Genomic DNA, 18,585 nt, shown 5'->3' on the forward strand with positions numbered 1-18,585 from the left:
TATGAGAAATAAAACTGTCCCAATACTATTTCTATCCCTATTTCTTACTACACTATTGTTTTCTCAAGAAGAAAGTAAAAGCGGCCCTGTTATCAAGGATTTTGGAAAAGTCTGGAAAATTGACGACCCAGACTTTGAGCTTCAAAAGAACGTGGAACTCAAGGTTGTATTTGACATTATGGATTCGCCGGAATCACATCAAGAAATCAATAAAAAAATAGAAACTGCAGCAAGGTTCCTAAACATGCACGCCCAAAGTGGTGTGTCTTCCGACCAACTAAAAGTAGCCTTGGTCGTACATCACTCTGCATCCAAGGATATTATGAACAATGAGACATACCGTAAATCATATGGTGTGGACAATCCCAATTTTGAATTGGTCAAAGCACTGCTCAAAGTAGATGCCCAAATTATTTTTTGTGGTCAATCCTCGAAATCCAGAAAAATTCCCAAGGATAATTTGATCGATGACGTACAATTGGCTTTGTCCGCGATGACCGCTTTGATACAATTACAAAACAAGGGATATCGGCTCATTAAGTTCTAATTTGAATTTCATGAAATAGTTTTTTGCATAAAGCACATTGCTTTTACATGTTTATGCCGATTTTTTTAATGCTTAGTTTTGTATTCCGAATCAATGTTAGATCTATAAGAATTGAGTTTTAAAGCGCATATATGGACACTTTTCTTGATTTTATTGGAGCCATGCCATGGTGGACATGGATTATAATAGCCCTGTCTCTAGTAGCTATCCGTGATATTTTTTTACAACGGGCACATACCATTACACACAACTATCCTATTGTGGGTCATTTACGGTATTGGTTGGAAAGTATCGGCCCGGAAATGCGGCAGTATTTTGTGGCAAATAACCGCGAGGAGTTGCCCTTTAACCGCATTGAACGAAGCTGGATCTATGCATCCGCCAAACAAGAGAACAACTATGAAGGGTTTGGTACGGACCGTGATATTTATGCCCATCAACACATTTTCATCAAAAATCGGCTTTTAGCTTTTAAAATCCCCGAGAATCATCCAAATACCAAAGATAAGACCTTTTTGCCCTGCGCCAAGGTAATCGGCGCATTCAACAAACGAAAGAAACCCTACCGGCCAGCATCGGTCATCAATGTGTCGGCCATGAGTTTTGGATCACTTTCTGCCGCTGCCGTGGAGGCAATGAACAAAGGTGTTGCAAAAAGCGGAGCTTATCATAATACCGGAGAAGGAGGCCTTTCCCCCTATCATAATCAAGGTGGGGATGTTATTTTTCATTTTGGTACCGGATATTTTGGGGTACGCAATACAGATGGTGGTTTTTCTTTGGACAAATTGATTTCGCTAACTACCGAAAATTCGTGTATCAAGGCCATTGAAATAAAACTCTCGCAAGGTGCTAAACCGGGGAAAGGCGGGGTTCTACCGGCCGCTAAGATAAGTAAGGAAATTGCCGGAATCCGCGGTGTGGAAATTGGAAAGGACGTATTGTCGCCAGCAACACATTCTGCCTTTTCATCGGTTCCAGAATTAATCGAATTGATAGAAGAAATTGCCGAAGGGACAGGGCTACCCGTAGGTATCAAAGGGGCCATTGGAAAATTAGATCAATGGGAGGAATTGGCCGATCTTATGAAGGAAACCGGAAAGGGACCCGATTTCATTACGGTTGACGGTGGCGAGGGAGGTACCGGAGCGGCCCCCCCTAGTTTTGCGGACCATGTTTCGTTACCGTGGGTATATGGTTTCTCTAGTTTATACAAGGTCTTTCAAGAACGAGACCTAACAAGTCGCCTGGTTTTTATAGGAAGTGGAAAACTGGGTTTTCCCGCGAAGGCGGCCATGGCTTTTGCCATGGGTATAGATTGTATTAATGTGGCCCGGGAAGCCATGATGAGCATTGGCTGTATTCAGGCTCAGGTCTGCCATACCAACCGATGTCCAACAGGAATAGCAACGCAAAACAAGTGGTTGCAACGCGGAATTAGTGTTCCCCTTAAAGCTGATCGGTTGGCCCAATACTTTAAGACTTTTCGGAAAGAATTTTTGGAAATCACCCATGCGGCAGGGTATGAACATCCCTGTGAATTTACCATGGAAGATATTCATGTGAACGTGGACGACGACTATCTTCATAGCGATTTGAAATTGACTTATGGTTATGAAAAGACCCAAGTACCTTTTAGAGGCATGCAAGAACTCCTGGATTGCGAATATTTAGGTGGACAGGTATTTTCAGGAAATCAATGAATACCCTACTTTTGCGATAATAAGCAAAATCCAAATAATCTATGATGCGATTATTACTCACCCTCTTAGTTGTTTTTAGTACGGTTTCTATAGTCACTGCACAACGTAAAAGCGAATTGATTGCCGAAATCGACAATTTGAAATCGGAATTGGATTCCGTAAAAAACGAGCTTTTTACAGCGAAAAAAATTGAAAAGGCCAGCGTTGTAAAAGCCGAAGCACTGGAAACTCAGGTTAATGAACTACAAGATGCCAATGCCACCTTGCTCACAAACTTGAATAATTTTGCGAAAGTTTCCAACAAGAATTCGGACATAGCCAATAGCGCTATGGCCAGTCTTCAGGCAAAAGAAGGCCAGCTTAAGGCCATGAAGGACGCCATAGCAAAAAATGATTCTACGGCCATTGTGGTACTTACCAATGCAAAACAAACTTTAGGAGAAAATGCAAAAATTGCAGTTTCCAATGGAGCTGTAATCATATCTTCGGGCCTCTCCTCTTTGTTTGGTTCGGATACGGAAAGCACCTTAACGGACGAAGGAAAAGCTTGGATAGAAAAAATTGCAGCTATCCTAAATGTTAACCCTGATATTAATCTGACCATTGAAGGACTCAGTATGACAGGCGACTTGGACTTGCCCGGAAAACAGGCATCAACAATAGCCTCTTTGCTGCAAAAGGATTTTACCATTGCCCCTGAACGCCTTACTTCCTTGGGTCGGGATGGGAATCTCAAAGAAGGCATAAGCTTTAAGTTACATCCAAGTTACTATACGTTCTATCTCATGGTAAAGGAGAAAATGAAGAATTCGAAATAGGAGGTGATATCCCAGTTTTAAAAACGGTATACTTTTTATAGAATTCATTCGTTCTACAAGCAACAAACCGACAAACCACACCTATGACCGGAGACGGAATTTTTCAATTGTTCGCTTATTTATTGCCCGCCGTTGTTACCGGTGCAGTTGCTTTTTACTTTTTCCGATTGCACACCAACAATGAAGAAGGTAGAAGAAGATTTCTTCTGCACAAGGATTCCCAAAAAAATACATTGCCCATACGGCTCCAGGCCTATGAACGTATGGCCCTATTTTTAGAACGTATTGCAATTCCAAGTTTAGTAGTACGGATTTCGCCAAAATCCGCGGATAAAAATGAATACGAAGCTTTGTTGATCAAGAACATTGAAAATGAATTTGATCACAATCTTTCCCAACAAATCTATATGACGGATGAATGTTGGAATATTATCAAAGCGGCCAAAAGTGCAACTATCCAAATGATCCGAAAGGCGGCGCTGAGCGATACGGATTCTTCGGATAAACTTCGTGAGGATATCTTAAACCAGACCATGGACAAACAATCCCCTTCGGCTACGGCTCTTTCTTTTGTAAAAAAGGAAATTGGGGAACTTTGGTAATCGGTTTCAATGCAGCCAAAAACAATTGGTTAATCGTCACCACTAGTTGGCACCTCTCCTGCTTCTGACAGTTTTTTTAGTTTCGGGTTTCAATTTCCAAGACTATTTCAATTTTCAAAAAAGTTACGCAGTTACTTCATTATTAAGTTAGTGTTTCGCTCTCTCAAAGCAACACAAAACGCAATAACTCATTAACACCTGGCAATTTCATTGTACTTTCAAGTCCTTTCCTACCGGGTGCCAGGTATGGATTTGTATATATTGGGATTATTCAGCACTTCTTGGTATCCGCAGATAATTTTTACTCAACCTCGGGTTCGATCTGATTCAATTCTATGTTCTTGTGCTTTGCATAGTTAAAGCCACTCTCCCACCAATTGGTCATTTTCTCCTTGTTAAAAATCAGAGAATTGGTAGTTAATACTGTTGGGGTAAAATAGAAATTAATGATGGCATCATTATGATTGGCGACAAATTTTCCGATACGGATGTTCTGTCGCTCTATCCTATCCAACATAAAGGCGAACATATTGGTTAAAAGGGCGAATGCGTTCCTGGACGGCAATCGATTGAAATGGGTAACCTCGGTCTGCAAAATTATAGCATCTATTTCCGTAGCTCCTCTCTTAATGGCTTCCTCAATGGGCACCATATTGCCCAGGCCTCCATCCGCATATTCGCATCCATTCTTGCGTACCAAGCTCATGAAGGGGGTATAATTGCACGAAATCCAAATCCACTCGCAAAAATCATCATAACTGTAATCATTGATGCTTTTGTACTCCACTTGGTTCAAGGATAGGTTGGAAACCGTAACAACAATGTCCTTGGGGCCGTTTTTTAGGTTCTCAAATTCTGTCACGGTTAAGGTGTTCCGTATCAATTCCAATAGGTTATGACTTTCACCGAAGGTCTTGCTCCCAGCGTAGAAATTTTTGAATACGTTCCAGTGATTGATGGCGATGTTATCGATCCCATGTTTATTCTGGATCAGGAAAGGGCAATTGCTAAAGATACTATCTTGATTTACCGAAGTGTATACTTCCTTGATCTTGTCGATTTTTTTAAGGGCCAAGTGAGAGATAAGCAGACTGCCCGTTGAAGTCCCGAGAAACAAATCGTAATCATGCGCCAGTTCCCGCATCAGGTATTGGGCCACGCCGCCGCCAAAAGCGCCCTTGCTACCTCCCCCGGAAATCACCATTGCCCGCATCTTACTTTACTTTGCTTTCTATATAACGCCGTTCCTCCGGCTTTAGTTTTCCCAAAAGGGACATAATACGGTCTTTATATACCTGATCCTTCAACAATTCTACCATCAAATTTCTGGAGAATTTTTTGAACTGCCATGAATGATGTGTGGTTGCCTCGGCCAAATCCAGTAGATTACTGTCCTTAAAACCAAAAGCTTCATTTAGATATTGAAAAGCACCTTGACGTATTTCAAAAGAATATTCCGGTGCCGTATAACCACTCAACTCATCAAAATACAATTTGGTATTTCTTCCTTCATAGCCTTCCGTTAAAATGGCCAGGGTCAACCACATGAGGCGGACGTTCTTATTCGGAAATCCAATGATTCCCTTTGTCTTTTCCAAATAGCTATTTCTTTCCTCCGGATAGGCCATCCATAACTTGAACAGGACATTTTCCAGGGTAACATAGCTCTCGTCATTTAAAAGGGTTTCTAACTTCTCCTTGGGATAATCCTTGATATCTTGAACGTTTAATGCCAAAGCCTGCCGCAGTTCCAACGCATTGGAGTCCAAAACACGGTCAATGATTTCCTCTGGCAGTGTCTGGATAAAATTTTGGATCATATATTTCTTTAATTGTATAGAATTTGTACCATTCCAATAGGATGTATAATCTATTTCATCGCTTTCTTGGCTTTTCAGTGCTGCCTGTAGGGCAAACAATGATTTTAGGGATGCTGATTTTTCAGCCAATTTCTCCTGTGCGACTTTGAAAGGAATTGCAGTATCTTCCAACCATACTTTTACATAGCGGGATAGGTCGGTACCGCTTGATTTTTCCATTTCTTGAATGAAATCGGGCACCGTTACATTCGCAAAAGCATATTTCTCCAAATAGGACTGGATTCCCTTTTTAAAGGCCATATCCCCTATCCGATCCCGCAGCATAAAAATGGCCCAGGCCCCTTTTTCGTAAAACGTTAGACTACTTGCCCTTGGGTCCAAAAGGCTCTGCCCCTGCCCCTTTTCAATTGAATTTTGAATTGTAGTTAAAGTTTCGAACAACTTCCAATAAAAGTGCTCCTCTCCAAAAAGTTCCTTTTCGGCCAAATAGGCATAATAGGTGGCGAAGCCTTCATGTAACCAATGGTGACTTCCACTTTTTTCCGTAACCAGATTTCCAAACCATTGATGAGCCAATTCATGAGCATTTACATTTACATAATTCTTATCTAAAAATGCCACCGAATCAATGACATAGGCATCGGAAAAAATCGTGCAGCCCGTATTCTCCATTCCTGCATATAGAAAGTCGTGGACAGGAACCTGTTTGTAATTCTGCCAAGGATATGCAACTCCGATTTCCTCCTCCAAAAAATCAAAGATTTCCTTGGTATATCGATAGGTAGGCTCAACACGTACACTATCTTTTGGATAAAAATAGTTTTCTATAGGCGCACCACCTGTGGAAGTCAATTGCTGCTTTTCATATGTACCGATGGCAAAGGCCAAAAGGTAGCTGCTCATGGGTTCTTGCATATCAAAAGACCATGTTTTTGAAGAGTCCGATTCTTTGACATCCAGAAGTTTTCCATTGGCAATGACCTCGTAATTCTTGTTAAAAGTCAGGCTTAGGTCAAATTCAACTTTTTCCATCATGTCATCAAAACTTGGCAACCAATGACTCGTATACTTTCCCTGACCCTGTGTCCATATCTGATTGTTATCTGGATTATCATCGTTCCAATTCATGAAATACATCGTTTGCTTGGGTCGGGCCGTGTAGTCAAGTTCCAGTTTGTAAGACTTCCCTCTTTTTAATTTTTTCTTTAAGGAAACAGTGTTTCCCGAATTGGAATACTTAACTATTCTATCGTTCAAACGGACCGATGTAAACTTCATGTTCTTGGCATCCAAAAAAACAGAGTCCACATCTTGAAGTACATGAAATTCATAGGTTACCTTGCCCTCCACATATCCTTTCTTTGCAAAAGGTACTATTTGGGCTTCGCCATGAATAAAGTTTATCTTGTCCTGGCGCTGGGCCGACATAAATACACCTTGAAAAAGAAAAAGGGCCGCGATAAGTTGCTTCATAAATGTCTTACTACAAAACTTGAATCAAATTTAGCATTTTAGTTTATTGGAGTTGAGGAACGCTTGCCCTATTTTAGTCCTATGAACACCAATATGCTACAGACTCCGATTACGTATCTCAAAGGTGTTGGCCCCAATCGGGCGGAAACATTGCAATCAGAGCTTGGCATTGCAACTTATCAGGATCTTATTAATTTATTTCCAAATCGGTACATCGACAGGACCCGGTATTACAAAATTGCTCAGTTGCAACGTAGCAATGCGGATATGCAGATCATAGGGAAAATCATCCATCTCAAAACCGTAGAGCAAAAAAGAGGAAAACGTCTGGTAGCAACTTTTATTGACGAAACCGGTGAGATGGAGCTCGTGTGGTTTAGGGGGCAAAAATGGATTCGGGAAAATCTTAAACTCAACACACCCTATGTGATTTTTGGAAGATGCAATTGGTACAATGGGAAATTCTCCATGCCCCATCCCGATATGGAATTGTTGGCCGATCATGAAAAGGGCCTCAAAATAGCGATGCAACCTATTTATCCATCCACGGAAAAGCTTTCCAATAAGGGGATTACCAACCGTGTCATCAACAAAATGATGCAACAGTTGTTTTTGGAAAGTAAAGGCCGATTTTCAGAAACACTTCCCGATAAAGTCATTTTTGAACTACAATTACTGTCAAAAAGTGAATCGCTGTTCAACATCCACTTTCCAAAAAATCAGGAATTACTGGCCAAGGCCCAATTTCGTTTAAAGTTTGAGGAACTTTTTTACATACAATTACAACTCATCTCCAAAAAAATATTACGTAAGCAAAAAATAAAGGGCTTCAATTTTAATCAAGTCGGTGAGCTTTTCAATACCTTTTATCGGGACCACCTCCCTTTTGAATTGACCAATGCACAAAAACGGGTTATTAAGGAAATTCGGGCGGATTTAGGGAGCAACGCCCAGATGAACCGTTTACTTCAAGGTGATGTTGGTTCCGGAAAAACAATAGTTGCACTAATGATTATGCTCTTGGCTATTGATAATGGTTTTCAAGCCTGTCTAATGGCACCGACAGAGATTCTAGCACAACAACATTACAATGGCATTAAAGAATTACTGAACAACACCGGGGTTACCTGTGAATTATTGACCGGATCCGTAAAAAAGTCGGCCAGAAGACCTATCCACGAACAATTGGAAAATGGTGAATTGCATATTCTGATCGGTACCCATGCAGTATTGGAGGATAAGGTACAGTTTAAAAACTTAGGTCTGGCCATCGTGGACGAGCAACATCGGTTCGGGGTGGCCCAGCGTAGTAAGCTTTGGCATAAGAACGAGGTGCCACCACACATTTTGGTCATGACGGCCACTCCTATTCCCCGAACCTTGGCCATGAGTCTGTATGGTGATTTGGATATTTCGGTCATTGATGAGCTGCCTCCAGGAAGAAAGCCGATAAAAACCGTTCATCGCTATGATTCGAATCGACTTAAAGTCTTCCATTTCATTAAGGATGAAATAAAGAAAGGAAGGCAAATCTATGTGGTTTACCCATTAATTCAGGAATCCGAGGCTTTGGATTATAAGGATCTGATGGATGGTTACGAAAGCATTGTAAGGGACTTTCCCCTACCCGACTATCAGATTTCAATTGTTCATGGCAAAATGAAACCGGCCGATAAAGACTATGAAATGGAACGTTTCGTAAAAGGAGAGACCAATATCATGGTGGCCACAACGGTAATAGAAGTTGGGGTAAACGTTCCCAATGCCTCCGTAATGATCATAGAAAGTGCAGAGCGTTTTGGCCTTTCACAATTACACCAACTGCGGGGAAGGGTGGGTCGCGGGGCCGATCAAAGTTATTGCATATTAATGACCAGCCATAAGCTGTCTTCCGAAGCCAAAACCAGGCTGGAGACCATGGTACGGACCAATGATGGTTTTGAAATTGCCGAGGTAGACTTAAAACTTCGTGGACCAGGGGATTTAATGGGCACCCAACAAAGTGGTATTCTTAATCTAAAAATTGCAGATATCGTGAAGGATAATGATATTTTGAAAACTGCTCGGCATTATGCCATACAAACATTAAAAAATGATCCCAATTTGGAACAACCGAACAATTTGATTGTTCGTCATACCTATAACCAATTGGTAAAGCACAAAAATATTTGGACGTATATAAGCTAACAATTTTAATACAAAAGCCCGACCAAAGTCGGGCTTTATTTTTTTCATGCAATTCGCTTTTTAATTGATTCCTTCCCCATTCTGAAGTTTGGTTATATTGTCCGCAATAGCGTTCTTGTTTACGGCATCAGGGGCCCTTCCCGCAGCAACTTTTAAATGCTTCAATGCCGTTTTGTGGTTACCTACTGCGGAGTAACCTCTTGCCAATCCATAGTCCACTGGCCAAGTTCCTTTATTCTTTTTGGCGTTCATCTTAAATACTTCCAGGGCTTTTTCCTTTTTCCCTTGAGCTATTAATTGCCTACCATAACCGTGTATCTCAAAAACCGTGGCCATTTGCAAGGCCTCGTCCATAAGGGCCTCAGCTTCGGTCGTTTTTCCTTGTTTCGTTAGAATCTGCGATTTTATATTTAGGTTATTGTAGTTCTTCTCACTAAAGAATTGACCTGCAATGGCGGCATCTATCCAGCCCAACGCCTCATCCAAATCCCCATCATTGTTCAACGCAAAATTTGCAGCCTGCTCCCAAGATTGGCGATTGAATCCTGGAACATCCTGTAGTTTTTGACGTATATCGGCCAATACAACATCGGTGACATCCACCTCTATTTTGAATGGGATTTGTTTTTTCTCCCAATTAAGGGCCAGAATAGCTGAATTGGCATCAACATTGTCAAAGCTAAAAGTAAGTTGTTCCGTATGCGGAGTTTCCTTGGTTTCTACATCTACCCGTAGCGCATCCTCAGAAGGTTCGTAAAAATAACTGCCCCATGCACCATGATTTTTTGAGAAAATTATGGTTGCTCCCCCATCTTCTTCAACAATCATATGAAGACCATATTTTCCTGCAGCTAAAGGTTGGCCCTCTATTTTAACGTCATTACTGAATTTGATTACCGTATTTTCATTGGCCCCGGCCCTCCATGGTGATTCCTTGGCTGTTCCGAATCCTAAATTGTTCATACCATATGGAACTAAGCTTCCCCAAATTTCCCTGTTGTTTACACTTGGTCTGGAATAAATAACCGAGATATCCGTAATTCCTAGTCGTTGCGATACTTTGGCCATTTGACTCCCTCTAGGCAGGTCCAATTGGGCAATGGTTTCGGTCATAAGAAACAGCGAACCTAACAAAGCAAGCATTAGGCCTTTCTTGTAAAAACATTTCATAATCTCTTTTTTTGATTTATAAATTGATTGAGTAGTTCATCTTACAAGGTATTTATACCAAAAACTCAAAACCGTTACCATTGTGTTAAAATTGGAATTCAGTATGTTAAACAAAACACCAAGAGACTCAAAATTCTATGAATTAGTGTGATGCATATGTTGTTGAACATCGTAATTTTCCATAGCAATAATTTCCTAAAACCACTCCATTTCATAGTTTTGTACGCTTATAATGGTGAGAAATATGAGTACGAAAAGAACATTATTTGACAAAGTTTGGGATTCTCATGTGGTACAACACATTGAAAATGGTCCCGATGTTTTATTTATCGATAGGCACATGGTACACGAAGTGACCAGTCCTGTTGCTTTTTTGGGTATAAAGAATAGAGGTATTAAGGTCATGCATCCTGAAAAGACATTTGCCACGGCCGATCATAACACGCCAACCATGAATCAACATTTGCCGGTCAAAGACCCACTTTCGGCAAATCAGTTAAAAGCTTTGGAGGAAAATGCCAGTGCTCATGGAATTTCCTATTGGGGATTGGGGCATGAAAAAAATGGTATTGTTCATGTAGTTGGGCCGGAATATGGTATTACCCTACCAGGTGCAACTATAGTCTGTGGAGATTCACATACCTCCACCCATGGCGCTTTCGGTGCCATTGCTTTTGGAATAGGCACTTCTGAAGTGGAGATGGTCCTGGCCACGCAATGTATTATGCAGACCAAGCCCAAAAGCATGCGTATTAATATAGAAGGAACGCTAAGCAAGGCCGTAACGCCAAAAGACGTTGCGCTGTACATTATTTCCCAGCTCACTACTTCCGGTGCCACAGGTTATTTTGTGGAATATGCGGGAGAGGTATTTCGCAATATGAGTATGGAAGGTCGCATGACGGTTTGCAACCTCAGTATTGAAATGGGTGCCCGTGGCGGAATGATAGCTCCTGATGAAAAAACATTCAGTTATGTAAAAGGAAGGGAATTTGCGCCAAAAGGTGGAGATTGGGACAAGGCGATGGCTTTTTGGAAAACCTTACCAACAGAAGACGGCGCTGAATTTGACAAGGAGGTCACCTTTGAAGCAGCCAATATAGAACCCATGATTACCTATGGCACCAATCCCGGAATGGGTATCGGAATTTCAAATGGTATTCCCGATGCCGAGTCCGTTGAAGGAGGAGTGGCCACATATAAAAAATCGCTTCAGTATATGGATTTTAGTGAAGGTGATAGTATGATGGGTAAAAAAATCGATTATGTTTTCCTTGGAAGTTGTACCAATGGTAGAATCGAGGATTTTAGAGCGTTTGCCTCCATCATAAAAGGTAGAAAGAAAGCTGATAATGTTACCGCATGGTTGGTACCCGGATCCCATAAGGTGGAAACGGCAATTAAGGAAGAAGGTATCCTCGATATTTTAAATGAAGCCGGATTTGAATTGCGTGAACCGGGCTGTTCCGCTTGTTTGGCCATGAACGAAGATAAGATTCCCGCAGGAAAATATGCCGTAAGCACCTCCAATAGGAATTTTGAGGGAAGACAAGGTCCCGGGGCAAGAACATTGTTGGCCAGTCCCTTGGTAGCCGCAGCGGCAGCGGTAACCGGCAAAGTGACCGACCCCCGTGAATTAATGGAAGAAATAGTTGCTGGTTAGCAGTTGTTGGTTGCCAGTATTGCTCAAAAGGCTAATGACCATCAACTAAAACCATCAACGGACAACTAAAAACGAACAACTTTTAACAAATGGCATACGATAAATTCAATATACTTACAACGGCAGCAGTACCACTTCCCATAGAAAATGTGGATACCGATCAGATAATTCCAGCGCGGTTCCTTAAAGCAACAGAGCGAAAAGGATTTGGCGACAACCTATTTCGTGATTGGCGATACAATTCCGACGATAGCCCAAAAAAAGATTTCGTGTTGAACAACCCAAAATACAGCGGACGTATATTGGTCGGTGGTAAAAATTTTGGATCAGGTTCCTCTCGAGAGCATGCGGCCTGGGCCATTTACGACTATGGCTTTCGGTGTGTGGTCTCTAGTTTTTTTGCGGATATATTTCGAAATAACTGCCTCAATATTGGGGTACTTCCGGTTCAGGTCAGTCCTGAATTCTTGGAAAAAATATTCCTGGCTATCGAGGCCGACCCTACTACTCAAATAGAGGTAAACCTCCCTGAACAGACCATAACGATTCTTGAAACCAGTGAACGCGAAAGTTTTGATATCAATGTCTACAAAAAAGCGAATATGCTAAATGGTTTTGACGACATTGACTATCTGTTGAACATCAAGGAACATATTCAGGAATTTGCCGCAAATAGGCCTTTATAATGATTTAGGGTGTTATAAGCGGACGGATGACAACAATTTAGGGTGCCTTTTGAGCCTATAAAGATTCAGGAGTTGCCACCTACCGCTTAGAATGATAGAAATACGAGAGAAATGGGGAAGAGAAAACTGGAAATAATGGACACAACCCTTAGGGATGGGGAACAGACCTCAGGGGTATCCTTTTCAGTATCGGAGAAACTGACTTTGGCCAAACTACTATTGGACGAACTTAAGGTAGACCGTATAGAAATAGCATCTGCCCGGGTGTCCAAAGGAGAATTAGAGGCCGTAAAACAGATTACGGAATGGGCTGTTTCAGAAAGCTATCTAGATCGTATTGAGGTACTTACCTTTGTAGATGGCGGTATTTCGCTTAAATGGATGGAAGAAGCGGGGGCTAAAGTCCAGAATTTATTGACCAAGGGATCTCTGAACCACCTAACACACCAACTTAAGAAGACACCCGAACAGCATTTTTCTGATATCGCGGCCGTTTTTGATTTAGCCCAAAAGCAAGGTGTAACAACCAATGTCTATTTGGAGGATTGGAGCAATGGTATGCGGAATTCCAAAGAATATGTATTTCAGTATCTCGATTTTTTGGCCTCACAGCCCATAAAAAAACTGTTGCTTCCAGATACATTGGGGATTCTTACCCATACGGAAACCTTTAATTACTTGTCCGAAATCTTGGAACGCTATCCTAATTTTCATGTAGACTTCCATGGTCATAACGATTACGATCTGGGTGTAGCCAATATCATGGAAGCTGTAAAGGCGGGTTGTCATGGACTTCACCTAACCGTCAACGGCATGGGAGAGCGGGCAGGTAATGCCCCAATGGCCAGTGCCGTGGCCGTAATAAACGATTTTTTGCCGGAGGTAGAAATTGCCATTAACGAATCCTCGTTGTTCAAGGTAAGTAAATTGGTATCCGCTTTTACTGGTTTTGGTATACCTGCCAATAAACCCATTGTTGGAGATAATGTTTTTACCCAAACTGCTGGAATACACGCAGATGGAGATAATAAAAATAACTTATACTTCAATAGTCTATTGCCCGAACGATTTGGTCGAAAACGAAAATACGCTTTGGGAAAAACCTCGGGCAAAGCGAATATCCAGAAGAACCTGCAGGAGTTGGGACTCACCCTAAACGATGAGGAACTAAAAAAAGTGACTGCTCGTATTATTGAATTGGGGGATAAAAAGGAAAAAGTAACCAAAGATGACCTGCCCTATATCATCTCTGACGTTTTGGATAGTGATACATTTCAACAAAAGGTATTTGTTAAATCCTATGTACTAACCCATTCCAAAGGACTAAAACCTTCAACTACAGTTTCTGTTGACCTGAATGGTAAAATCTACGAGGAAAACGCCCAAGGAGATGGACAATTTGATGCCTTTATGAATGCGTTGCGTAAAGTATACCGTTCCGAAAAATTAGAATTGCCCAAACTGGTTGATTATGCGGTACGTATTCCACCTGGCAGTAATTCCGATGCACTTTGTGAGACCATTATCACTTGGCAGGACAACAACACCGACTTTACTACCAGGGGATTGGATTCCGACCAAACCGTTTCGGCCATAAAGGCTACGGAAAAGATGCTCAACATTATTTAATTAAAACCAACATAAATAGTTTATGAAACTAAACATAGCGCTTTTGGCAGGGGACGGTATCGGCCCAGAAGTAATAGATCAAGCTGTAAAAGTTTGCGATGCCATCGCAGAGAAATACAATCATGAAATCAATTGGGCGCCGGCGCTCACCGGAGCAATCGCTATTGATACCGTTGGAGAGCCCTACCCGGACGAAACCCATGAAATCTGTGCCAACTCGGATGCCGTTTTATTCGGTGCAATTGGACATCCTAAATTTGATAATGACCCAACGGCCAAGGTGCGGCCAGAGCAGGGTTTATTGAAAATGCGGCAAAAGTTAGGGCTTTTTGCTAATGTTAGGCCCACATTTACGTTTCCATCCTTGATTGATAAATCACCTTTGAAACGAGATCGAATAGAAGGAACGGATTTAATCATATTAAGGGAACTTACCGGCGGCGTATATTTTGGAGAAAGAGGCCGAAAGGACAACGGGGATACTGCCTTTGATACCATGACCTATCAACGGTTTGAAATTCAACGTTTGGCCAAAAAGGGTTTTGAAATGGCCATGAAGCGTTCTAAAAAACTATGCTGCGTAGATAAGGCCAATGTTTTGGAAGCCTCGCGATTATGGCGTGAAACCGTGCAGGCCATGGAAAAGGATTATCCGGAGGTAGAAGTTTCTTACGAGTTCGTAGATGCCGTGGCAATGCGCTTAATACAATGGCCCAAGGATTACGATGTAATTATTACAGCCAATCTCTTTGGTGACATTTTAACGGACGAGGCTTCCGTAATATCCGGATCTATGGGCTTGATGCCTTCTTCCTCAGTGGGAAGCAAGGTCTCCCTATATGAACCTATTCACGGTTCCTATCCACAAGCCGCCGGAAAAGATATTGCCAATCCATTGGCTACAGTGCTTTCAGCAGCTATGCTTTTTGAAGATTTTGACTTGACCCAGGAAGCCCAAGCCATTCGTGATGTAGTCAATAAATCATTGGCCGAGGGCATTGTAACCGAGGATTTATCCAATGGTGGCAAAGCTCATAAGACTAGTGAAGTCGGTAACTGGTTGGCAGCGAATATTTAATCTGAAAAATTGCAAGATGAAAAAGGCCTTGAAGTACTTTACTTCAGGGCCTTTTCTTATGCTAAAAATTCCCATTACTGTTAATAGGCCATTTTGTATCGTTTGGCTTTTTGTCGTCTGTACATCAATATACTTAAGGCTATGCCAACACCAACCGCGGCCAAAACGGCACCAACCACTCCTGCATATACAATTCCATGACCATAGGCTATAGGTAATCCGGCTAAATAAGCCCCGGAGGCGTTGCCCATGTTAAAGGCACTTTGATTCATAGAGGAACCTAGCATTTCCGAACCCCTAGATGCATTGATGATCGCCATTTGAATAGGGGTAGCCACTGTAAATGATGCCGTGCCTATTAAAAACGTCATCGTTAAAATGGCATAAGGATTTGTTGCCACAATGGCATTGACCAATAATAATCCGACCATAATGGACAAACTAATGGCCACGGCTTTTAACGGTGAAAACCATTCCGCCATCTTCGCTCCTATAAAGTTGCCCATGACCATTCCGAGGCCGGCGAGTATCATGGCATAACCCACCATGTAGTCTGCCAATCCCGCTACTTCAGTTATCAGAGGGGCAATATAACTGTACCAGGCAAAAAACCCTCCTGTTCCAATTGTGGTTAGTAAAATCAGGGCCCACAGCTCTCTGTTTTTAAGACCTTTGTTCTCATGGGATGTTGCGGTTGGTGGCAACTGAGGCAATTTGGGCATCCAAAAATATATGCTGGCCATCGTAATCAATCCCACAATTCCTACCATATAGAAAGAGGCGCTCCAATCATAGTGATGACCAATATACGTTCCTATCGGGACTCCAATTACGTTGGCAATCGTAAGGCCCGAAAACATAACGGCAATCGCCTGTGCAATCTTACCGGTTTTCGCCAATCTACCGGCAACAACGGCACCGATGCCAAAAAATGCCCCGTGGGGAAGGCCCGATAAAAATCTAGAAATCAGCAGCGTAGCATAGTTTTCCGCTAGGCCGGACAAACTATTGAACAAGGCAAACCATGCCATTAAAAGTAGCAAAGTCTTCCGTGAATCCATCTTTCCGCCTATTTTGGTAAACAAGGGGGCTCCAATTACAACCCCTAACGCATAGGCAGCTATGGCATGACCCGCCTGTGGTATGGTGATATTCAACCCACGGGCCACATCGGGCAGAATGCCCATAATCACAAATTCTGTAAGTCCAATACCAAAACCTCCTATTGCCAAGGCAATTAGAGCTTTTCTAGTTGATATATTTGTTTCCATATGTACCATTTTTGTTTTAAACTAATAAGCCGTACAATTTTTAAATGTTATTGCAGAGCTTCTCATTATTTTAAAAACAAAATTATCTCAGGAAACCATCGGGGAACTATTCGTTTTTGTCGAGTTTCTATGCAGTATTAACCACAATAAACTTCAATACCAACACCGTAAGGTAATTTTTGACATATCATTGTTGTTCGTGTTGTCCTATGGAAAATTGAATAGGGATTGGTGTTGGTAAGTGAAGAATAGCTAAAAAACAAAAACCTCCCCTAATTGGGGAGGCGTTACCCTACAATACTTAACACTAAAGGATATAATCCGTACTTACAAAGTTGGATAGTTTGATGTCCAGCAATTTTTCTACCGTCTCGTTATTGAGGTCGCTGTCCTTAAAAGCTACGAACGTACGTACGGAAAACGACCGGAGCGCATCATACACACTTAAAGTGGACTGTGCGGAATCCTTTCTTCCGGTGAAGGGATACACATCAGGGCCTCGCTGGCAGGAACTGTTTAGGTTAACCCGACAAACTAGATTCACTAAAGTATCAATGAGCGGGGCAAGTGCATATACATCCTTTCCAAAGAGGCTTACCTGTTGACCGTAATTACTTTCGGCCATATCATCCAGTGGTTCCTGGATATCGGAAAATGAAACTACTGGTATGACCGGGCCAAACTGCTCTTCTTTATACACCCGCATATCCTTTGTAACGGGATGTAGTACAGCTGGCCATATATAATTATGGGTCTGCTGTCCTCCTTTTTTGTTCCATACTTTGGCACCTTTCTGTACCGCATCGTCTATCAATTCCTGAATATAGGTAGGTTTATCCGGCTCGGGCAATGGGGTCAATTTAGCACCATTATCCCAAGGGTTACCAAACTTTAGGGAATCTACTTTTTCGGCAAAACGTTTTAGAAACTCTTCTTTAATATATTCGTGTACATAGATTACCTTCAGTGCTGTACATCGCTGTCCATTAAAGGACAGGGTCCCGGCAAGACACTCGTTAATAGTCAGATCTAAGTCGGCATCGGGCAAAATAATAGCCGGATTCTTGGCTTCCAAACCTAAAACCAATCGCAATCGATTACTTTTTGGATGTTGATCTTGCAAAGCGTTGGCCGACTTACTGTTACCTATCAAAGCCAAAACATCAATTTTACCGGTCTGCATTATCGGAGCAGCCACGGCCCTACCCCTACCGAATAAAATATTCACAACGCCTTTAGGGAAACTATTCTGAAAAGCCTCCAAAAGGGGTGTAATCAATAACACGCCATACTTGGCCGGCTTAAAAATGGTTGTGTTCCCCATTATAATAGCAGGAATAAGAAGGGCAAAGGTCTCGTTTAAGGGATAATTATAAGGTCCAAGACAGAGTATTACCCCCAAAGGCCCTCTTTTGATGTGGGCATACACCCCATCAAATTTCTGGAATTTAGCGGCATCCCTATCCAATTGCTTGTACTCCTCGATAGTATCCCGGATATATTCTACGGTTCGATCAAATTCCTTTTGTGAATCGGGCAAGGACTTGCCAATTTCCCACATGAGCAATTTGACAATTTCACCTCTTTTGGTTTCCATTTGCTGCACAAATTTCTCCATGCAGTCTATCCTATCCCGAACATGCATAGTAGGCCAAACTCCCTGTCCTTTGTTATAGGCCAAAAGAGCGGCGTCCAAAGCCCGTAAGGCTTCGGGTTCTCCCATATCGGGTATACTTCCTAAAAGCGTGGGTTCATAACTCTCCGTTGAGGAGATGGTAGAAAATACTTCAGTGGTGTTTCCCGTCCACTCTTGCATTTCTCCATTGATCAAATACTGTTTTTGATGAATCGTATTATCAATTTGGAACTCGGCCGGTATGATTGTTTGTGTTGTTTCCATAAAAATAGCTATGTAATTGATATGATAAAAAAATCCCC

The 18,585-nt window shown here is 41.9% G+C and carries 14 protein-coding genes; 9 read left to right on the forward strand and 5 right to left on the reverse strand.

Annotated features, from left to right (window positions below; genetic code table 11):
* The first annotated feature begins 1 nt into the window (after window position 1).
* The 4 genes from ACP2AF_RS16115 to ACP2AF_RS16130 all read left to right on the forward strand — a co-directional run bounded on the left by ACP2AF_RS16115 (window position 2) and on the right by ACP2AF_RS16130 (window position 3,670).
* Window positions 2–547, forward strand: coding sequence for a DsrE family protein (locus ACP2AF_RS16115; protein WP_425237179.1), 546 nt, complete (start codon window positions 2–4; stop codon window positions 545–547).
* A 131-nt stretch (window positions 548–678) separates the two neighbouring features.
* Window positions 679–2,250, forward strand: coding sequence for an FMN-binding glutamate synthase family protein (locus ACP2AF_RS16120; RefSeq protein WP_425237180.1), 1,572 nt, complete (start codon window positions 679–681; stop codon window positions 2,248–2,250).
* A 41-nt stretch (window positions 2,251–2,291) separates the two neighbouring features.
* The gene (locus ACP2AF_RS16125) at window positions 2,292–3,068 is read left to right on the forward strand and encodes a hypothetical protein (RefSeq protein WP_425237181.1); all 777 of its coding nucleotides are present in this window, start codon (window positions 2,292–2,294) and stop codon (window positions 3,066–3,068) included.
* Window positions 3,069–3,151: 83 nt separating this feature from the next.
* The gene (locus tag ACP2AF_RS16130) at window positions 3,152–3,670 is read left to right on the forward strand and encodes a hypothetical protein (RefSeq protein ID WP_120711443.1); all 519 of its coding nucleotides are present in this window, start codon (window positions 3,152–3,154) and stop codon (window positions 3,668–3,670) included.
* A 301-nt stretch (window positions 3,671–3,971) separates the two neighbouring features.
* Here ACP2AF_RS16130 and ACP2AF_RS16135 read toward each other — a convergent pair whose 3' ends face one another.
* Together ACP2AF_RS16135 and ACP2AF_RS16140 are read right to left on the reverse strand one after the other, a co-directional pair.
* Window positions 3,972–4,883 carry a patatin-like phospholipase family protein gene (locus ACP2AF_RS16135; RefSeq protein WP_425237182.1) on the reverse strand — a complete coding sequence of 304 codons (912 nt, stop codon included), beginning with the start codon at window positions 4,881–4,883 and terminating at the stop codon, window positions 3,972–3,974.
* A gap of 1 nt (window position 4,884) precedes the next feature.
* On the reverse strand, window positions 4,885–6,963 hold the full coding sequence (locus ACP2AF_RS16140) for a M1 family metallopeptidase (RefSeq protein ID WP_425237183.1): 2,079 nt from the start codon (window positions 6,961–6,963) through the stop codon (window positions 4,885–4,887).
* Window positions 6,964–7,044: 81 nt separating this feature from the next.
* Here ACP2AF_RS16140 and recG point away from each other — a divergent pair, with 81 nt between their 5' ends.
* Window positions 7,045–9,150: an ATP-dependent DNA helicase RecG gene (gene recG, locus ACP2AF_RS16145; protein ID WP_425237184.1), complete on the forward strand. Its 2,106-nt coding sequence runs from the start codon at window positions 7,045–7,047 to the stop codon at window positions 9,148–9,150.
* A gap of 60 nt (window positions 9,151–9,210) precedes the next feature.
* Here recG and ACP2AF_RS16150 read toward each other — a convergent pair whose 3' ends face one another.
* Entirely contained in the window at window positions 9,211–10,320 is a 1,110-nt protein-coding gene (locus ACP2AF_RS16150; RefSeq protein ID WP_425237185.1) for a DUF2911 domain-containing protein, read from the reverse strand.
* 244 nt (window positions 10,321–10,564) lie between these two features.
* Between ACP2AF_RS16150 and leuC the strand changes: the two genes are divergently transcribed.
* The 4 genes from leuC to leuB all read left to right on the forward strand — a co-directional run bounded on the left by leuC (window position 10,565) and on the right by leuB (window position 15,376).
* Complete coding sequence (gene leuC / locus ACP2AF_RS16155) at window positions 10,565–11,983, forward strand: 3-isopropylmalate dehydratase large subunit (RefSeq protein ID WP_425237186.1); 1,419 nt, start codon at window positions 10,565–10,567, stop codon at window positions 11,981–11,983.
* Between the two features lie 89 nt (window positions 11,984–12,072).
* Complete coding sequence (leuD, locus tag ACP2AF_RS16160; protein WP_425237187.1) at window positions 12,073–12,669, forward strand: 3-isopropylmalate dehydratase small subunit; 597 nt, start codon at window positions 12,073–12,075, stop codon at window positions 12,667–12,669.
* A 111-nt stretch (window positions 12,670–12,780) separates the two neighbouring features.
* Window positions 12,781–14,298, forward strand: a complete 1,518-nt coding sequence (locus ACP2AF_RS16165) for an alpha-isopropylmalate synthase regulatory domain-containing protein (RefSeq protein WP_425237188.1) — start codon at window positions 12,781–12,783, stop codon at window positions 14,296–14,298.
* Between the two features lie 22 nt (window positions 14,299–14,320).
* Window positions 14,321–15,376: a 3-isopropylmalate dehydrogenase gene (gene leuB / locus ACP2AF_RS16170; RefSeq protein ID WP_425237189.1), complete on the forward strand. Its 1,056-nt coding sequence runs from the start codon at window positions 14,321–14,323 to the stop codon at window positions 15,374–15,376.
* 80 nt (window positions 15,377–15,456) lie between these two features.
* On the opposite strand, the gene ACP2AF_RS16175 is transcribed toward leuB, so the two are convergent.
* Window positions 15,457–16,647: an MFS transporter gene (locus ACP2AF_RS16175; protein WP_425237190.1), complete on the reverse strand. Its 1,191-nt coding sequence runs from the start codon at window positions 16,645–16,647 to the stop codon at window positions 15,457–15,459.
* A 307-nt stretch (window positions 16,648–16,954) separates the two neighbouring features.
* Window positions 16,955–18,547 (reverse strand): NADP-dependent glyceraldehyde-3-phosphate dehydrogenase, encoded by a 1,593-nt coding sequence (locus ACP2AF_RS16180; RefSeq protein ID WP_425237191.1) that lies wholly within the window; start codon window positions 18,545–18,547, stop codon window positions 16,955–16,957.
* Between the last annotated feature and the right edge of the window lie 38 nt (window positions 18,548–18,585).

Source organism: Ulvibacterium sp. (assembly GCF_965248315.1).
Lineage (GTDB): Bacteria > Bacteroidota > Bacteroidia > Flavobacteriales > Flavobacteriaceae > Ulvibacterium.

What these genes read in the sequence shown, in the direction of transcription:
- ACP2AF_RS16180 (WP_425237191.1), bottom strand. Translation starts at nt 18,547, where the DNA reads ATGGAAACAACACAAACAATCATACCGGCCGAGTTCCAAATTGATAAT.
- ACP2AF_RS16175 (WP_425237190.1), bottom strand. Translation starts at nt 16,647, where the DNA reads ATGGAAACAAATATATCAACTAGAAAAGCTCTAATTGCCTTGGCAATA.
- ACP2AF_RS16165 (WP_425237188.1), top strand. Translation starts at nt 12,781, where the DNA reads ATGGGGAAGAGAAAACTGGAAATAATGGACACAACCCTTAGGGATGGG.
- leuC (WP_425237186.1), top strand. Translation starts at nt 10,565, where the DNA reads ATGAGTACGAAAAGAACATTATTTGACAAAGTTTGGGATTCTCATGTG.
- ACP2AF_RS16140 (WP_425237183.1), bottom strand. Translation starts at nt 6,963, where the DNA reads ATGAAGCAACTTATCGCGGCCCTTTTTCTTTTTCAAGGTGTATTTATG.
- ACP2AF_RS16120 (WP_425237180.1), top strand. Translation starts at nt 679, where the DNA reads ATGGACACTTTTCTTGATTTTATTGGAGCCATGCCATGGTGGACATGG.
- recG (WP_425237184.1), top strand. Translation starts at nt 7,045, where the DNA reads ATGAACACCAATATGCTACAGACTCCGATTACGTATCTCAAAGGTGTT.
- ACP2AF_RS16115 (WP_425237179.1), top strand. Translation starts at nt 2, where the DNA reads ATGAGAAATAAAACTGTCCCAATACTATTTCTATCCCTATTTCTTACT.
- ACP2AF_RS16150 (WP_425237185.1), bottom strand. Translation starts at nt 10,320, where the DNA reads ATGAAATGTTTTTACAAGAAAGGCCTAATGCTTGCTTTGTTAGGTTCG.
- leuD (WP_425237187.1), top strand. Translation starts at nt 12,073, where the DNA reads ATGGCATACGATAAATTCAATATACTTACAACGGCAGCAGTACCACTT.
- ACP2AF_RS16135 (WP_425237182.1), bottom strand. Translation starts at nt 4,883, where the DNA reads ATGCGGGCAATGGTGATTTCCGGGGGAGGTAGCAAGGGCGCTTTTGGC.
- leuB (WP_425237189.1), top strand. Translation starts at nt 14,321, where the DNA reads ATGAAACTAAACATAGCGCTTTTGGCAGGGGACGGTATCGGCCCAGAA.
- ACP2AF_RS16125 (WP_425237181.1), top strand. Translation starts at nt 2,292, where the DNA reads ATGATGCGATTATTACTCACCCTCTTAGTTGTTTTTAGTACGGTTTCT.
- ACP2AF_RS16130 (WP_120711443.1), top strand. Translation starts at nt 3,152, where the DNA reads ATGACCGGAGACGGAATTTTTCAATTGTTCGCTTATTTATTGCCCGCC.